We start from the raw sequence: 17,699 nt of genomic DNA, 5'->3' as shown, positions 1-17,699 counted from the left end.
AGTCTTTGAGAGACTATGCCAAAGAGTCCGCGAACTTCAGGTAAACCCTCATGAAAACTGCCATTAACGCAGTGTTGACCTATAAAATAAGGGTAAATCTGTAAGGGTCATTTAACAAAGGACAAAAGACAAAAGACAAAGGACAATTTAGTTATTGACTACTTGACCATAGAGGTCGTATGTATCAGCGTGGTGAATCGCTACTGGCACGATGGTTCCTAACTTTGCCTGGCCTTTGACATACACCAGACCATCAACCTCTGGGGAAAATCTACCTGAACGACCTATTAATTCACCACTTTCAGGATTTTCTTGCTCAATCAGGACATCGACTATTTTGCCTACTTCCTGTTGATTTTTCTTTTGAGAAATCGGTTGCTGGAGTTCCATCAGTTGGTATCGGCGATCGTCCATCACTTCTTGGGCCAACTGATTTGGTAGCTTGTAAGCTGGGGTTCCTTCCTCCGAGGAAAAGGTGAACACACCAACATGATCGAATTCATGCCGTTGAACGAACTCTAGTAGATGCTCAAAATGCTCTTGTGTTTCTCCTGGGAAACCAACAATAAATGTTGTCCGCAATACGGCTGTTGGTAGCGCCGTTTTGATGCGATCTATAATCCCATCATTTACCCGCCCTTGCCAAGGACGGTTCATGGCGCGGAGAATATCTGGATGAGAATGCTGCAAGGGCAAATCCAGATAAGGCAAGACGTTTGGTGTTTCTTGAATCGCCGCGATCGCATCTGGGGTCAGTCCCGTGGGATAAGCGTAATGCATTCTGATCCACGGTATATCTACTTTCCCCAAGGCGCGAAGTAATTCGGCTAATTTTGGCTTACCGTAAATATCCAAACCGTAATTAGTGGTGATTTGGGAAATTAGAATAATTTCCTTTACCCCTTGACTAACTAACTGCTCCGCTTCAGCGACTATAGATTCAATAGTACGCGATCGCTGGTTCCCTCGAAGATGAGGAATGATACAAAATGCACAACGATAATCACATCCTTCCGCAACTCGGAGGTAAGCTACACCCTCGGTTGTAGTGCGATAGCGCGGTGTAGTTTCGTCGGCAATATAGGTTGGTTCAATACTAACCTGTTTGACCCGTTCGCCAAGTTCAACACGCTCAATTACATTAACAATTTTGTGATAATCGCCTGTACCCACTACAGCCACTGCTTCGGGCAATTCTTCCAAAAGTTGTTCTTGAAAGTGTTGCGCCATACAGCCAGTGATTACGATCTTTTTATTTGCCTCTGCCAGTTCTACTAAAGTTCTGACAGATTCTTGCCGGGCTGCTTCAATAAAACTACAAGTATTAACAATAACGTAATCTGCTAACTCTTCATTTGTATCTACACCGTAGCCTGCTTCTACAAGCATTCCCAGCATGTGTTCTGTATCAATTCGATTTTTCTCGCAGCCCAGGTGAGAAATGGCAATTGTTGGCTTGTCACCCATATTTGGAAAATATCTTCATTTTTTTCTTCTTGTATAATCAAACATTCCGGCGCTAACTTCACTTTTTGCTATCAGCATCCTCATGAAAACATTACAGTGGCAAATCCCCACTGTTAGTAACTGTCCGTGGACTCATAACCCTATCAATAAATAAAAATAGAGGTCATGTTATGATATTCCTATCAATCTGTTCCCCAGGGTAAATTGAAGTGTCTTTGGGTACATTTGACACTTGTAATCTTTTTTAACAATTCGCCTATTGGTATTTTACATTACCTTGGCGTGTGCGTTGTTAATCTACCCATCGGGAAGCCGCCCAAAGGGCTTGTTGTTGAGAAGTCGCTACCCTCCGGGAAATCGACGAAAGCGACTACGCTTGATAAAGCAGTAATGCTAACCTGGCGATTGGCAAGTTTTGCGACTGGGCGCGGATAAGATGCCTAAACGATGGAAAGCTGCTTTGCGTCTAGTGAGTGGCAAACTCCTCTTGTAGCCAAGTTTTATCTTAACATATCTTATGGGAGGTTTAACACCAATTTCCATCTGAGGAAGGAGGCAATAAACCGACTATCATAAAACACATTTGACTAGTTAATGAAAAGTCAAGAGTCAAGGGTCATACAGTCAATAGTCAAAAAATTCTAGACTCTGGACTCCGCGAGGCGGATTTAAAGACGTGGACTTATATCAATTATTTAAAACTCGCTCACCGATTATTGGCGTGGTTCACCTGCTACCACTACCTACTTCGCCCCGTTGGGGAGGTAGCCTCAAAGCGGTGATTGACCGAGCCGAGCAAGAAGCCGCAGCCCTTGCAAGCGGAGGGGTTGATGGGTTGATTGTGGAGAATTTTTTCGACGCGCCCTTTACCAAAAACCAAGTAGATCCCGTGGTTGTGAGTGCCATGACCATTGTGGTGCAACGGATACAAAACTTGGTGACTTTGCCTATAGGCTTAAATGTTTTGCGAAACGACGGTAAAAGCGCAATGGCGATCGCTAGCTGTGTACAGGCGCAATTTATCCGCGTCAACGTTCTCACAGGGGTGATGGCGACCGATCAGGGATTAATTGAGGGAGAAGCCCATCAACTACTCCGCTATCGACGGGAGTTAGGCTGTGATGTTAAAATCCTGGCCGATGTGTTGGTGAAGCACGCCCGTCCTTTGAGTTCTCCAAATCTCACAGTTGCCGTAAAAGACACCATTGAAAGGGGTTTAGCAGACGGGGTAATTTTGTCAGGTTGGGCTACTGGTAGCCCACCTAACTTAGAAGATTTGGAACTAGCTTGTGATGCAGCAGCTGGCACGCCAGTATTCATCGGTAGTGGGGCAAATTGGGAAAATATTGATACATTGATGCAGGCAGCAGATGGTGTAATAGTTTCCAGTTCTCTGAAACGTCACGGACGGATAGAGCAACCAATCGACCCAATTCGCGTCAGTCAATTTGTCGAAGCCGCGCGTCGCAGTAAGAACTCCAAAGTTGAAAGCAAATCAGCAGAACAAGTGAAGTTACATTCTTAAATGGGAATTGGGGCATGGGGCATTGGTAGAAATAAGTAGTACCCAATTCTCAATACCCAATACTTCTCTGCGAGAGGCTGCGCCAACGACAACGCTCAGTAGAAGTTCCCAATGCCCGATTCCCAATTCCCAATTCCCAATGCCCAATTCCCAATTCCCAATTCCCAATTCCTAATATTTATGATTCGCCGTCGTTCTACTCCTTGGATTCATAAATGGTCACGTCCATTGATTGCCGCGATCGCTGGATGTGGTGCCCTGATCACAGGTTATCTTGCCATCGAAAAGTTAACAGGAGGCAGTGCAGCTTGTGTAGCAGAGGCTGGTACCAAGGGCTGTAATGATGTGCTTTCCAGTCCTTGGGCAACAGTTTTTGGTCAGCCATTAGCTTTGTTTGGGTTTTTGGCATACATCAGTATGGTGATATTTGCTTTGGCTCCCTTGGTATTTAACTCAGGGGAAAACAATAGCCGCAAACAATTGGAAAATGGGACGTGGTGGTTGCTGCTGGTGGGTGCGATCGCTATGTCTGTCTTTAGCGGCTACTTAATGTATGTTTTGGCATCTCAAATTAAAGCTATTTGTCCTTACTGTATCGGTTCAGCTTTGTTTTCTGTGAGTCTTTTGGTACTCACAATTATGGGTCGCAGTTGGGATGATATTGGACAAATCTTATTTACTACCCTAATTGTGGGTATGGTAACGTTGATTGGCACTTTAGGGGTTTATGCTGGCGTGAATAAATCAGATGTAACATCTGGAACTCCTGGAAAACCCGCGCAAATTACCTTTAGTCCCAAGGAAAAACCTAACCCAGCGTTCGGCTGGGAAGTTACCACTACTTCTGGAGAGGCAGAAATAGCCTTAGCAAGCCATCTAGCAAAAGTAGGCGCAAAGGAATACAGTGCTTACTGGTGTCCTCACTGCCATGAACAAAAGCTACTTTTTGGTAAAGACGCTGAGGAAATAGTCAACAAGGATATTAAGGTAGAGTGCGCTCCCGATGGACTTAAAGCTCAAACAGAACTGTGTAAAGCTGCAAAAATCGAAGGCTTCCCCACTTGGATTATCAATGGTACAAGCTACAGCGGAGTCCAAAACCTAGAGGAACTAGCAAAAGTTTCTGGTTACACAGGGCCTCGCAACTTCAAGTATTTGAGGTAATTGTTTTCAGGAAGTCTCAGCTAGCTGCGGTTTAGGGGCAATTCATGAATTACCCCTACCTAAATAAACTGCAAGCTCACATAGAATTGCTATCAGGGCTGAGTACAGTCAACTGGATGAATACAGCAAAGTCTGTTTCCAGTTGGCTTTTTTGTTTTTGGTAATAGATAATAAGTCTTGTCTAAGTAAGTCGGTGAGAATAAATAAAACTATGTTAATTAATATGAAGCTAGATAAATTTAGCTCTTAGTAAGGGCTTTAGCCCTTTTCTTAGGACTAAAGTCCTTCCTACAAACATTGAATTGTTTACACCGTTCTACTTAATATCCAATAATCAATTTTTCTGCGGCTTTTATCCGCAAGCACTTAAAGCTCAAGGAAATTAATCAAGATTTATACTTAATTAGGACTTACACATTGACAGAAAACAATAAATATGTGTCGCGGAAAAACCATATTTCTCCTAGAGGTTTAGCAATGCTAAACCTCTACTCCACGGTTAATTTATCGGTAAAAATATAATTAGTCAAAGTCTGAAACAAGCTATTTCGATGAAAGCATACTATGACTAATTTTTACAGTGCGTAAGTCCTATTAATTTGTGCTGATAGCTAAAAAAGTTCCAGCTGCCGTTTGGTAAAATAATTGACCTCAATATATGCTATTACGTCAGAAATACCAGGATATCTTGAAGAATATTACGGAGTTGAAAGAACTCTTAGAAACTCTATTTAGCTATCCTTTGAGCTAGGTTATAGCGGTTCCCATTTAAATGTGGTACAACATCATCTCGTAAGGTGTAGGGGCAATTCATGAATTGCCCCTACGGGTTTACCTCACATAAATGAGAACCGCTATAGTTAGTCCGATAGTTAAGAGCTATAGGAAATAGAGAATATTTCTCCCCACTAGGTAATGGGAATGAATCAGCAACTAGACAAGCGTTTTGTAAAGTTAATCTTTAGACTAAAACAATCGCTTAGTCGAGGACACAGAGAATTGATTACTGCCGTCAGCGTAGCAGTCTGCGTCATCCTGTTGCACTCCATCGGATTATTGCAATCTTTGGAGTTTGCAGCTTTGGATCAATTGTTTCGCTTGCGTCCAAATGAACCGCCAGAAGAGCGTATTACAATCGTAGTGATTGATGAAGCCTATTTAAACGAAATACGTTCGTGGCCGATTCCAGATGCGAAGATTGCAGTGTTGTTGCAAAAATTAAATGTCCACAAACCCCGTGCTATTGGCTTAGATATCTACAGAAATTTGCCAGTAAAGCCTGGTAATCGAGAACTGCGTAATACTTATCAGTCAATACCCAATTTAATTGGTATTGAGCTTTTGGCAAATGACAAAAACAAAAACTTTAGGGTTTTGCCTCCACTAGGACTGAATAAGGATCAAGTTGGCTTTAATAATGTGCTGTACGATCTTGATGGTAAAGTACGTCGCAGTTTGTTGTATTGGCACGTTGATAATCAGTTACACGAAAGTTTTGCCCTGAAGTTGGCTTTATTGTATTTAAAGTCAAAGGGAATTACCCCCACCAAAGCAAAAAGCAACCCTAAGTATTTGCAATTGGGTAAGGCATCATTTACTCGTTTTGAGGGTAATGATGGTGCTTATGTGAGGGCTGATGATAGAGGGTATCAAATTCTGAGCAATTTTCCCAAACCTAAATGTCAAAGTTCATCTAGAGAATTATGTAGCTTTCGCCAGGTATCGATAAAAGATGTACTGGCAGATAAAGTCCAAGAAAATTTAATCAAAGATCGGATTATACTGATTGGCTCTACTGCACCCAGTCTCCTGGATTTTGTCTTCATTCCATATTCCAGCAATCTAATAGGTACGGCAAAGCCTGTACCCGGAATTCAACTGCAAGCTTATTTTATTAGTGAGTTAATCTCTGCTGCTCTTGACGGACGACCATTATTCAAATTCTGGTCTGACTTGATAGAATACTTGTGGATTTTTATCTGGTCTTACCTGGGAGCCGTGACAACATGGCGAATACGGCACGCTACGAGGAACCTGCTTTGTATCCTAGTTTCTTGCTTTGTATTGATTCTGAGTACATACCTTGCTTTTTTATCCGGTTGGTGGATACCGCTCCTTCCCTCACTGTTTAGCTTTGGCAGTTCAGCTATTTGGATGATTAGTCATATTGCCCACATTCAGCAAGAGTGGAAACGTTCTAAAGAATTTTTGCATCACGTAATCAACACAATTCCCGATCCAATTTTTGTTAAAAACGAACAACACCAGTGGATTGTTTTAAATGAAGCTTATTGTCGATTTATTGGTTATCCAAATAAGTTGTTGATTGGAAAGTCAGACTATGACTTTTTCCCTAAGCATGAAGCTGATGTGTTTCGACAACAGGATGAACTTGTGTTCCGAACTCAAAAACCCTACGAACATGAAGAGGAATTTACAAATGCAGATGGACAGACTCATCAAATTGCCACTAAGCGATCGCTCCACAAAGACTCAGCTGGCAATTTCTTTTTAGTTGGGGTTATTCGAGATATTACTCAGCGCAAGCTGATGGAGGAAAAACTTAAGCGGACTGCTGCTGAACTATTCCGCTCTAACAATGAATTAAAACTCAAAGAAGACCACTTGCGTTATTTAGCGGATCACGACCCTCTGACCGGTTTGTCCAATCGCAAATTTTTTGGGGAACAGCTTTACGAGTCATTAGATTGGGCGCAACACAATAACCTGTTGCTGGGACTGCTGTTTATCGATCTGGATGGCTTTAAGCAAATCAATGATACTCTGGGACACGAGACTGGCGATCGCTTGCTAATGACTATCGCTGGAAGACTCAGCAACTCTTTACGCACTAGTGATACAGTTTCTCGTTTAGGTGGCGATGAATTTACTATAATTTTACGCGCAATTCCGAATGTCCAAATAGCTGCTAAAGTCGCCGAAAAAATCTTAAGCAGTATTACCAAGCCAATTGTTTTGGATGGCTATGCGATCCGAATCTCTGCCAGTATTGGCATTAGTGTGTACCCATACAACAGTCAAGACAGTGAAACTTTGATGAAACAAGCAGATACAGCAATGTATCGTGCCAAGCACCTGGGTAAAAATCGCTACGAGTTTGCTTAATTAGTCAAGGTCAAGCTTCTAGATTGCTTCTAAGCTGAAGTAAAATTTTTTACCATAAAATTAGGAATGTGGACTTCAAATACATGCAAGGCACTATCCTTAAAAAAGCATTGTGTATATTTCTAGAAGTGGCTTTTTAATCTGATGACTAAAACGAAGAATATAGGTAAGAGAGGAATTAGTCATTACAGGTAATTATAAAAATAAATATTTTGTGGTATTTTTTTTACTAAATAAAATATACTATTGCGGACTAGTATTATTACGGAATTGCATAGCTCTAAATTTATAAAATCCTTACGAGATAACAATCGTGTTGTTTTATCTTTAATCTAAGGAAAACTTAAATATACAAAAAATAAGTATTGTTTTATATTTTAGGAACTAGCTATTCAAGTAGGATAGTGTTTATACTTAAAAAGATTAAAATATTATTAATAAATAATGAATTCACAAAACCGTTTACAATAATGAATCAACATATCTGACTTTAGACTGATGTAAAAATAGCTCATTAAGAATACTACTTAAGTATTGAAACTATTTAATACCAGCAAATTCAGGTTAATGTACAGTCAAAAACCACAACGTGTTGTATATTAACGGTAATACTTTAATAAAGTTACAATATTTTTTCAAAAATGCAAGTAAATATACTTTATATACTAAAAGAACCCTTTAAGATGAAAAACTAGTAAATTTACTGAAGCAGATGAAAACCAATTTCCGAATCACAAAGCTCATAATCTTCTGTATAAGTGCTTACATATTAATACCGAAAGTTTTCTTTTGTACGAGTATATTCAATACTGCAAGCGCTAATAGTTTTAGCACTACTAGCAATACCAGCTTAATTGTCCGCAAAGTCAATTCTGAAAATTTAAAAGATATATATATTCCACCAAATTATGGTGGACCGGATAGTCAGCATGGTAGCGGCACTCGCTGATGGCAATTTTGGATTTGAGATTTTAGATTGTGGTAAAGTCGCACAATCAGTTAGCTAGTGTATTAAACACCAAATTTTTTGCCTGGAGATATTCCATCACCCTTTGGATCAGACCAGAGTTGTCCAGGTTTAGGTAGATAACGTTAGCAAGTCTTTTTGCCTTGAAGAAAGTTTATTCAAGATAATAGTGGAGATTTCCGCCAATGATGTGTTTGTACTAGTGTGTGAACTTGCCAATTTGGATTTGGTTGAGGATAGTCTAAACGGTAGTGTCCGCCTCGGCTTTCGGTTCTAAAAGCAGCACTTTTAAGAATTAAATCAGCCACATCTAATAAATTGCGGGTTTCTGCCCAAAGTCGCAATTGCCGTTCAACATCTGGTAACTCAAAAACAGCTGGTTCTGCTGGACGTAAAGCCAGCAAGAATTGACTTAAAGGTAAGGAAGCAAAATCTTGTTGCCAAGATTCAATAGTAGCGATCGCAGTTTCCAACTTTGATTGTTCTCGACAAATACCAGCATTTTCCCAGACTAGACGTGGTAACTTCTCTCTGAGTGCTTCTAGCTGTGCTTGCTGGATGTGCCACTCACTAGCATCAACACTAAATTTTCGTGATGGCAACACTGGTATTTGTGACGGCAACCCGATATTTTCCAACTCAATTTGGCTCATCTGGGCCCCAAACACAATACATTCCAGCAGTGAATTACTGGCAAGGCGATTTGCCCCATGCACCCCAGTACTAGCGGTTTCACCTACTGCGTACAAACCGGCGATATTTGTACGATTCATTAGATCGGCAACAATTCCACCCATCCAGTAATGAGCAGCAGGCGCTACAGGAATTGGTTCATGAAAGACATCAATTCCCCAATGCTGACAAACTTTAATGATGTTAGGAAAGCGGTGACGAATCTTGTCGGCAGGGATGGGGCGCATATCCAACCACACATGAGCAGTCGCCAAATCTGCGGCAGTACGTTGTAAATGGCTAAAAATGGCTCTACTGACCACATCTCTGGGTGCTAGTTCACCCGCAGGATGGTAGTCAAAGGCAAAACGCCGCCCTTCGTTATCGACAAGGTGTGCGCCCTCCCCGCGTACAGCCTCGCTAATGAGAAAGCGATCGGCACCAGGTTTTGTTAGGGCTGTGGGGTGAAATTGCACAAATTCCAAATCGCGGAGGATAGCCCCAGCCCGATATGCGATCGCTACCCCATCACCTGTACTCACAGCCGGGTTAGTGGTTTGGGCAAATACCTGGCCGCCGCCGCCAGTTGCCAATATTACAGCACCAGCTTTAATCCATGCGATCGCACCTTGATAAAACAGGCTTATTCCCTGACAGCGACCGGTTTCGGGTTCAATCCACAAACTCAAAGCTAAAGCTTGCTGAATGACTTGAATATTCGGGCGACGTAATACTTGAGCGGTGAGGGTGGTGGTAACTTCCCTGCCTGTGGTGTCCGCAGCGTGGAGAACGCGATTGCGAGAATGGGCAGCTTCTAAAGTTAAAGCTAAGGCTTTACCATGACGGTCAAAAGCAACCCCCAAGTTAACTAGGGATTGAATGCAGTTAGGGGCAAGTTGGGCGAGAAATTCTACAGAGGTGCGATCGCACAAACCTGCACCTGCCCGGATCGTATCTTCAATGTGTAGCGTAGGAGAATCTTCTGGGGAAACGGCTGCGGCAATACCACCTTGTGCCCAATCGCTAGCGGACAAAGCAACAGTTTCTTTGGTAATCAAGCCGACTCGCAACGACTCTGGTAGACACAGCGCTGTGTATAGTCCAGCAGCACCAGCGCCGACTACTAAGACATCAAATTGGCTAGGAATATCTATCTCAGGCAAGGTAATAGGGGAGGGGGGAAAGGGGAGCAGGGGAGGAGGAGGAGCAGGGGGAGCAGAGGGAGCAGAGGGAAAATTTTACTTTCTCCTCTTTGTTTCCCTTGTCTCCGTTATCCTCCTCATCCCCTTCATTTCTAATAGAAGAATCCCACTCCCTCGAATCAGGAGTGGGCTGCTATTTGCTAGATTAACTGCAACTTATCTGTAAATACCGTTGTTAAAGCGATCGTCTCCTTCGTTGAAGGCAGGTTCTAGTTCTGTGACGGTAAACTTATCCAAGTTGGCTTGCAAAGTTGCTTTTTGGCGATCGCTCAATCCTGGAAGATCCAATACATCCTTTACATTATTGTAGGGAGCATTTGTGATGATTTTTTTAGCCAAAGTGGGATAAAGCCCTGGATATTGTTGAAAAGCTCGGACATTGGTATTATTCAAATCAATTTTTTTACCAAATTCCGTCCCTAGCTTCTTATCTGCCCGATTCTGCCGCTCAATTGCCAGAATTGGCACTTGAGGAAAAGCAAAACTGTTAAAACTAGCAGCTTGGGCTATCTGAGTTGTTCCCAACCATCCCCAGCAACTAAGTAACAAACTAAACACTGTTAATAAACGCGCCAATCCTTTCACGATTTTCTACCTCTCTCCATCAAACAGAAATAAAAGTTTTAAGCTAACTGTGGTCATTAGTCATTAGTCACTAGTCATTAGTCAGAGGGCTAAGGATAAAGGACAAAGGACAAAACCTGATAGCTTAATTAACACAGCAGTCATCAGAAACTAATATACAGCGTATTAATATCCACAATATTTACTGTTACTGCGTTTGACTGTGGTTTTTACAAAATTTTTATCGCGTTCGGAGTATCTATATAGCTGTAATAACGTTCTATCAATGATCCTGGTAGCATTCCCAGCGAGACGAAATCTTTTTGGGGTGGGTGATTCTACCTTCCAAGCAGACACAAAACTGTCCGATGTCTAATACCAAAGACCCTAGCAAGATAACTTGAGGATCGTGGACTATTATGTAATATTTCTTAACTCATAAATCATCAACACCATCATTCTTGATGTGCTGTAGACTGGGCTGGAAAAAGTTTCGGTATATAGAAGCATCTTGTCTCGTGTCACCTTCACGCGGCGATCGCAGCTAACAAAAACAGGCTATCTACCAAAATGGTGCTTAAAACTGCGCCACCAAAGGCATACCAATGTCTTTGCTTTCCACCTAAGGCTAAAATTCCGACTGTTAGCAGCACTAAGGCGAGAATTATCGCCCAACTTTGTCCCCAAGGTGTTTGTACTTGCATCAGGGCGTTTTGTAAAATTTTTGGTGCTAAATCTGCATCCACTCTCATAATTTGCCTCCAGTAAGGCATCAAGTCTGCTAGATAAAAATATACGTCTGTTAAAACAGTACCGAGTAAAGATCCTAAATAAAACCAGCTACCAACCTTGCCCCAATTCTTCGCCAGACACCAGCAAGCAAACGGTAATCCTATAGATTCTACTGGTAGATGCAATACAGGTTCCCAACGTAACCAGCCCCAGTAAATCGCCCCTGCTAACCAACTCCAGCTAAAGCCTAAGAGTAAATCTCCCCAGACATAAGTTGCAGTCCGTGACATTAAGGTAAAACTTAGCCACACCCAAAATGCTGTCAGCGCTAAACTGAGAGTTGGTAGCGATCGCACTATTGGCGCTTCTACAAATACTGGCACTGATACCAAAAACACTGCCGCCGCAAATACTAACCAATTTTGTCGAGCAGAAATAGATAAGGGCAAAGCGGGAGAAAAAGAGAGTGCAGATTCCAATTGCCTGATGCCATTCTGCCCAGTATCAGCCAAATTCAACTCGGTATCAATCGAAGGGGTAGAAGCAGTGTAGGACGACAGTGTATTATTAATCAAAGTTTTTAATATTTGTTATTAAACTTTATCTTATTTAATATATCACATTTTAAAATCCCCCCCTGGGGCATTGTAATTATACTGAAATTTCACCGAGCGCTGGTGCAAACCAGACAAAACATTCTGCGCCAGACTAATCCATTCAAGTTCCACCATGTACAAAGCTACTCTGTAGTTTCTTGTAAATAGGGAACTACAAAGAGATGCAAGGTAAAATTTAACAGTTAAAAAGTTAACGGCATCAACCTGCTAAATATTAAAGTTTGATGAACTGCCAAAATTTCGTTGACTTATTCAGGTGGGTGTAAGAACATAGTCAGCGTCTTAGATGATGTTATTGATCGGTAAAATCGAATTTCTATAAGATTAGGTGCAGTAGAGAGTATATAAAACAACATCGTCTAAACAATCAATGTTCATAATGATGTCTAAAAAAGGGAAAAAGTATTAATTGCTATGGAATTTATTCAAGCTTTTATTTTGGGTATTGTTCAAGGTATTACAGAGTTTTTACCAATTAGTAGCACTGCACATCTGCTGATTTTTACCAAGATATTTGGTTGGAAAGAGTTAGGTTCTAAAGATTTTGTCGATGCCATTCAATTTGGTAGCGTTATTGCAATTGTGGGGTATTTCTGGTCACTGATTTCTAATATTGTCAGAGGTGGAATCGAAGCATTTAAAGATAAAGATTGGCAACGTGAGGAGTGGAAAATTCTTGTGGGGATTGTAGTCGGAACATTACCTGCCTTAGTTTTCGGCTTTCTTTTGAAAGACATTCTACCAGAGAGCGCACTAATTATTGCCATCATGTCAATCATCATGGCACTTTTACTAGCTTTGGCAGAAAAAATTGGTACTCGCAAGCGAGGTTTTAATTCATTAGAGATTCGGGATGGGATTTTAGTTGGATTAGGACAAACACTTGCTTTAATTCCCGGCGCTTCTCGTTCTGGCTCAACGTTGACAACTGCCTTATTCTTAGGATTAGAACGTGATACAGCAGCGAAATTCTCATTTTTGTTAGGCTTTCCAACTCTTACCATTGCTACGCTGTATAAAAGTTTGAAAATCTTCAAATTATTTCAAGCCCACGAGTTGCCAGATAACATTGTTGGACTATTAATTGTTGGGATTATTTCAACCTTTATTTTTTCCTACCTATCAATTGCATTTCTGATTAAGTACTTAGCAACCAAAAACACTTTGGTTTTTGTTTGGTATAGATTAGCATTCGGCAGCGCTATTTTAGCTGCGATCGCAGCAGGTTGGAAAGGATAATTAAATAATAGTCATTGGTCATTGGTCATTTGTTTAAAGCAAACGCCCAATGCCCAATGCCCCATGCCCCATGCCCAATTCCCAATTCCCATGACTACCATTAATCCTGCCCGAATTACCAAGGTTCTTCCAGACTCAATAGCCGCAGAGATTGGCTTTGAGGCTGGGGATGCGATCGTTGCAATCAATGGTACACGTCCCCGCGATTTAATTGATTATCAGTTTTTGTGTGCTGATGAAGTTTTAGAACTAGAAGTTTTAGATGCTGCTGGTAAAACTCATAGCCTAGAAATTGAAAAAGATTACGATCAAGACTTGGGGCTAGAATTTGAAACCGCCCTATTTGATGGCTTAATTCAGTGTAATAATCGCTGTCCATTTTGCTTTATCGACCAACAGCCACCAGGTAAGCGTACCAGCTTGTACTTGAAAGACGACGATTATCGTTTGAGCTTTTTGTACGGTTCTTATCTTACCCTAACCAATTTGCCAGAGAGAGAGTGGCAGCGAATTGAGCAAATGCGCTTGTCTCCGTTGTATGTTTCTATTCATGCGACAGAAGCTGATGTGAGAATTAGACTGCTAAAAAATCAGCGTGCGGGACAAATTTTGCAACAACTAAAGTGGTTTCAAAAAAAGCGACTCCAAATTCATGCTCAAGTTGTTGTTTGTCCTGGTATAAATGATGGCAAACATTTAGAAACAACTCTCAAAGATTTAACGTCTTTTCATACTGGGGAAGTCCCTGCGGTGGCATCGGTGGCAGTTGTGCCAGTTGGGTTGACACGGTTTCGCCCTCCAGAAGATGAACTCATACCCGTAACTAAAGAAAAAGCCCAAGAGGTGATTTCCCAAGTGCAAATGCTTTCACAGCAATTTCGCCAACAATTTGGTTCTAGCGTTGTTTGGTTAGCCGATGAGTGGTTTTTGATTGCAGGTGAGGAATTACCCAGCGAGTCCGAATATGAAGAATATCCTCAAATTGATAACGGAGTTGGTTCGATTCAACTATTTATCAAGCAATTTGCCACTGTTGCGGCAGAATTACTTCCACCAAAAGTATATCCTCAAAGAAAATTGACCTGGGTAGTTGGTAACGCCGTAGAAAAAGCATTTAAACCTATTTTGAAACGCTTAAATTGTGTTGAAGGTTTAGAAGTCAATATGCGTGCTTTATGTAGTGATTATTGGGGACAAACTATCAGTGTAACCGGATTACTAACTGGTCATGATTTGCTTTTAAATTTAGAAGGACAAGATTTAGGTGATGGGATTTTGCTACCCAATGTCATGTTAAAAAATGGGGAATTAGTATTTTTAGATGATATGAAGATTGAGGAATTAGCTAGGAGACTAAATACAAAAATTTTCCCAGTTGCAGGAGTGGAAGATTTAATCAAAAACTGTACTTTTAATTATGTTCAGGTTTAGTTATCAAAGATCAGTTGTTTTTCGGAGGTAATTTATTGTTATGGTGGATGATAAATAAGAAGTAATGATTAATAATTAATCCACTGAGGAGTCAGTAGTGAAGAATCGGAAAGAGTTTCATGAAAAGGCAAATTTCCAAATAAAGAAAGCCGGATTCTTCATTTTAAGTTTTAACTTTTTAATTTTAAATAGTTTTAGTATTTTGCCAGTAACGGCGGCGACTGAAGAACCTGTATTGAGCGTAGTGCATAGCCCAGAAAATGCGAATCAATGGACAGGGATAACTGACCGCTTGCAGACAATAGGGATGAAATATTGTGTAATTTCCCTAAATGATGTCAATAATAGTGAAGACTGGGGCGATCGCCGGGTATTATTTTTGCCAAACGTCGAGACATTAACGCCAACCCAAGCGATCGCTCTCGAAGAATGGATGAGTAAGGGAGGGCGCTTGATTGCTAGTGGCCCTGTGGGTAGTTTGTCATCGCCAGGAGTGCGGCAGTTATTGCGATCGCTCTTGGGAGGTTATTGGGGATTCAGCCTTAGTGACACAGAACAGATCAAGCCCACAAAAACTAATATTCCAGAATGGGCAAATCAAACTGAACTCTTTGGTAAAATACGCGGCGGCGTTGTGATTCCTAATGATATGGGCGTTGAATCTCCTGCTGTTTGGAATTCCAAAGATAATCCAGCCGCAGTAGTAACAACCGAGCGTACCACCTTTTTGGGCTGGCGCTGGGGAACAGATACAGCCTCAGCCGCAAAATTAGATAATGCCTGGTTAAAAGCTTCTATAAATCATTATTTGAAAGCGCTAGCACCATCGAATCGGATGAAAAAAGTAGCAGGAGCTTCGCCAAACTGCTCTACAACAGTGGCGGCTGCACCAAGGGAGCAGGGAGCAGGGGAGCAGGGGAGCAGAGGGGCAGAGGTGCAGAGGAGCATATCTCCCTCATCTCCTCTTAAAACTGCCACCGCTCCCATACCGAGAGCGCTTCCTATAGTTAAACCACCAAGTTCGCAAGAGGCGATCGATCAGTTAGAACAGGCGGTGCGTCTAGATGTTGCACCTAACTCCAATGAGCCGATTGACACTAATCAAGCGATCGCTCTCCAGCAAGAGCTAGAAAATCTCATTGGTCGAGTGGAAAGCGCTAATTTAGCGGTGTCAGCCGATGCAGTTAAGGAAGGCGTTGGGATATCTGAGAGAAAACAGTCCTCTAGGAATTTGGACACCTACACCCCCCAATCTGTCAAGGAGCAGCCAATACAATTAGTCTCAACTAAATTGGGGGGGCTAGCTAGAAGCAAAGACCAAGCCTTGGCACAAGTAAGGGTAATTTCCAAAAACTTACCCCAATTGATTGCTCAAAAAAACTATGCTTTGGCTCGTCAGCAGTGGCTGGTAGCAAAGAGAATTTTGTGGCAGCAATTTCCTGTCGATCGCAGGTTAGCCCAACCAGAAATTCGGGCAGTTTGGTTAGATCGGGGGACAATTGTTCGTGCTGGTAGCAAGGCGGGACTAGCCCAGATTTTTGATCGCCTAGCCCAAACTGGGATTAATACTGTCTTCTTTGAAACTGTTAATGCTGGCTATACAATTTATCCCAGCCAAGTTGCAAAAGAGCAAAACCCATTAATTCATGGATGGAACCCACTAGAAGATGCGGTGAAATTAGCTCATGAGCGCGACATGGAATTACACGCTTGGGTTTGGACTTTTGCTGCTGGCAATCAACGGCACAATCAGATTATCAACGTTAATCCAAATTATCCAGGCCCAGTGCTGGCGGCTCATCCCGATTGGGCAAATTACGATAATCTTGGCAACATGATTCCCGTTGGTCAAACTAAGCCATTCTTTGACCCAGCCAACCCCGAAGTGCGCCAATACTTACTCAAGCTGTATGAAGAAATCGTTACTCGCTATGACGTGGATGGTTTACAGCTAGACTACATTCGCTACCCCTTTCAAGACCCATCAGCAGGTCGAATTTATGGCTATGGCAAAGCTGCAAGAGCGCAGTTTCAGCAACTTACTGGTATAGATCCGATAAATATTTCTCCCAGTCAAGCAGACTTGTGGCAAAAGTGGACAGCATTTCGCACCGAGCAAGTTGATAGCTTTGTTGCCCAAGTATCGCAGCAATTGCGACAAAAACGACCAAATTTGATTTTGTCGGTTGCAGTATTTCCTCTGCCAGAACAAGAGCGGATTCAGAAAATTCAACAAAACTGGGAAACTTGGGCAAGGCGGGGAGATGTGGATTTAATTGTTCCCATGACTTATGCTCTGGATACTTCTCGCTTCCAACGACTAGCCCAACCCTGGATCGCCTCTAAACAATTGGGAGCTACATTGTTAGTGCCGGGAATTCGCTTACTTTCTTTACCAACAATCGGGACGTTCGATCAACTCCAGTTGGTAAGGGACTTGCCAGTTAGTGGTTACGCACTCTTTGCCGCAGAGAATTTTAACAACGAGCTACAAAAACTTTTTATTAGTACCCAAGGTAGAGTTCAATCTACAAAAAGAGAACCGATTCCTCACCGCCAACCTTTTCAAACTGCCGCCATCCGTTACACCGCGCTGCAACGAGAATGGAAATTTGTTTTTCAAAATGACCCACGAGAAAGACCTGCCCAGACAATATCAGATTTTAACAACCAGGCAGAAGTTTTACGCAGTGCTTTAAATCAGCTTGCTGCTTCCCCTTCTCCTAGTAAGTTGCTGGTGGCAAAAGCATCTCTAACTCGCTTTCAGTCTCAATTTCGGGTATTGATGAGCCAAGAAATTAAGTCGAATTCCTATCAAGTCAAAGTTTGGGAAAATCGGCTTGTAACTATAGAAAGGCTATTGCGTTACGGCGAACGACGGGTGCAGATGCGTCCTTAGTGAAGAGGCAAAGGAGTAGGAAAAGATTTAAATGAAGCTCCACTGTCAGCAACAGAATTTGAAAAACTTTTATTGACTAACAAATGTTTATATG

Annotated in this window: 10 protein-coding genes; 6 read left to right on the top strand and 4 right to left on the bottom strand. The window is 41.9% G+C overall.

The genetic code is table 11. The annotated features are described in order from the left end of the window. Positions 1–147: 147 nt before the first annotated feature. Entirely contained in the window at positions 148–1,467 is a 1,320-nt protein-coding gene (gene rimO, locus V7K38_RS26005; protein WP_012410841.1) for a 30S ribosomal protein S12 methylthiotransferase RimO, read from the bottom strand. 676 nt (positions 1,468–2,143) lie between these two features. On the opposite strand from rimO, the gene btpA reads away from it, so the two are divergent. The 3 genes from btpA to V7K38_RS25990 all read left to right on the top strand — a co-directional run bounded on the left by btpA (position 2,144) and on the right by V7K38_RS25990 (position 7,282). After that, positions 2,144–2,992 carry a photosystem I biogenesis protein BtpA gene (btpA, locus tag V7K38_RS26000; RefSeq protein WP_334862055.1) on the top strand — a complete coding sequence of 283 codons (849 nt, stop codon included), beginning with the start codon at positions 2,144–2,146 and terminating at the stop codon, positions 2,990–2,992. A 180-nt stretch (positions 2,993–3,172) separates the two neighbouring features. Next, on the top strand, positions 3,173–4,156 hold the full coding sequence (locus V7K38_RS25995; protein WP_334862222.1) for a vitamin K epoxide reductase family protein: 984 nt from the start codon (positions 3,173–3,175) through the stop codon (positions 4,154–4,156). Positions 4,157–5,077: 921 nt separating this feature from the next. Continuing rightward, positions 5,078–7,282, top strand: coding sequence for a CHASE2 domain-containing protein (locus tag V7K38_RS25990; RefSeq protein WP_334862053.1), 2,205 nt, complete (start codon positions 5,078–5,080; stop codon positions 7,280–7,282). A 1,125-nt stretch (positions 7,283–8,407) separates the two neighbouring features. Here V7K38_RS25990 and nadB read toward each other — a convergent pair. The 3 genes from nadB to V7K38_RS25975 form a co-directional block, all read right to left on the bottom strand. Next, positions 8,408–10,084, bottom strand: a complete 1,677-nt coding sequence (gene nadB / locus V7K38_RS25985) for an L-aspartate oxidase (protein ID WP_334862051.1) — start codon at positions 10,082–10,084, stop codon at positions 8,408–8,410. Positions 10,085–10,279: 195 nt separating this feature from the next. Beyond that, positions 10,280–10,708 carry a photosystem II complex extrinsic protein PsbU gene (gene psbU, locus V7K38_RS25980; RefSeq protein ID WP_334862049.1) on the bottom strand — a complete coding sequence of 143 codons (429 nt, stop codon included), beginning with the start codon at positions 10,706–10,708 and terminating at the stop codon, positions 10,280–10,282. 506 nt (positions 10,709–11,214) lie between these two features. After that, positions 11,215–11,994, bottom strand: a complete 780-nt coding sequence (locus V7K38_RS25975) for a DUF3120 domain-containing protein (protein ID WP_334862047.1) — start codon at positions 11,992–11,994, stop codon at positions 11,215–11,217. A 456-nt stretch (positions 11,995–12,450) separates the two neighbouring features. Here V7K38_RS25975 and V7K38_RS25970 point away from each other — a divergent pair, with 456 nt between their 5' ends. The 3 genes from V7K38_RS25970 to V7K38_RS25960 all read left to right on the top strand — a co-directional run bounded on the left by V7K38_RS25970 (position 12,451) and on the right by V7K38_RS25960 (position 17,605). After that, entirely contained in the window at positions 12,451–13,275 is an 825-nt protein-coding gene (locus V7K38_RS25970) for an undecaprenyl-diphosphate phosphatase (protein ID WP_334862045.1), read from the top strand. Between the two features lie 90 nt (positions 13,276–13,365). Next, entirely contained in the window at positions 13,366–14,706 is a 1,341-nt protein-coding gene (locus V7K38_RS25965; RefSeq protein WP_334862220.1) for a TIGR03279 family radical SAM protein, read from the top strand. A 97-nt stretch (positions 14,707–14,803) separates the two neighbouring features. Then, complete coding sequence (locus V7K38_RS25960) at positions 14,804–17,605, top strand: glycoside hydrolase family 10 protein (protein ID WP_334862043.1); 2,802 nt, start codon at positions 14,804–14,806, stop codon at positions 17,603–17,605. The last annotated feature ends 94 nt before the right edge of the window (positions 17,606–17,699 follow it).

Source organism: Nostoc sp. (genome assembly GCF_036917465.1).
Lineage (GTDB): Bacteria > Cyanobacteriota > Cyanobacteriia > Cyanobacteriales > Nostocaceae > Nostoc.
Note: the sequence above shows the minus strand (reverse complement) of the source record. Positions and strands in the feature narration are given on the sequence as shown.

Coding starts and splice junctions, on each gene's coding strand:
- rimO (WP_012410841.1), bottom strand. CDS start 1,467: ATGGGTGACAAGCCAACAATTGCCATTTCTCACCTGGGCTGCGAGAAA.
- V7K38_RS25995 (WP_334862222.1), top strand. CDS start 3,173: ATGATTCGCCGTCGTTCTACTCCTTGGATTCATAAATGGTCACGTCCA.
- V7K38_RS25990 (WP_334862053.1), top strand. CDS start 5,078: ATGAATCAGCAACTAGACAAGCGTTTTGTAAAGTTAATCTTTAGACTA.
- V7K38_RS25970 (WP_334862045.1), top strand. CDS start 12,451: ATGGAATTTATTCAAGCTTTTATTTTGGGTATTGTTCAAGGTATTACA.
- V7K38_RS25965 (WP_334862220.1), top strand. CDS start 13,366: ATGACTACCATTAATCCTGCCCGAATTACCAAGGTTCTTCCAGACTCA.